Origin of the sequence: Mycobacterium sp., from assembly GCF_008709575.1 — a bacterium.
Lineage (GTDB): Bacteria > Actinomycetota > Actinomycetes > Mycobacteriales > Mycobacteriaceae > Mycobacterium.
In genome coordinates this window covers 4,104-4,336 of record NZ_VYIK01000110.1, presented here as the reverse complement: position 1 = coordinate 4,336, position 233 = coordinate 4,104, and the positions used below count along the sequence as shown (strand labels likewise).

Below are 233 nucleotides of genomic sequence, written 5' to 3'. Positions count from 1 at the left end.
TGGGGGTGGTGCTGCACGAGGAGCGGCTGCCGGTGCATCCGATGGTCACCGGCGCCTGCGAGCTGTTGGGCATCGACCCGTTGTATGTGGCCAACGAGGGCAAAATCGTCGCGGTGGTGCCGGCCGAGGAAGCCCAGGCCGGGTTGGCGGCGTGGCGTTCGCACCCGCTGGGGGCCGAGGCGGCGCAGATCGGGGTGATCGTCGAAGAACCCGCGCAGACCGTGGTGATGCGC

1 protein-coding gene is annotated in these 233 nt (G+C 70.4%); it reads left to right on the top strand.

All coding sequences use genetic code 11. The annotated features are described in order from the left end of the window. Positions 1–233 (top strand): AIR synthase-related protein (locus F6Q13_RS16810; RefSeq protein ID WP_293058966.1); only part of this gene is annotated, 233 nt, incomplete at both ends.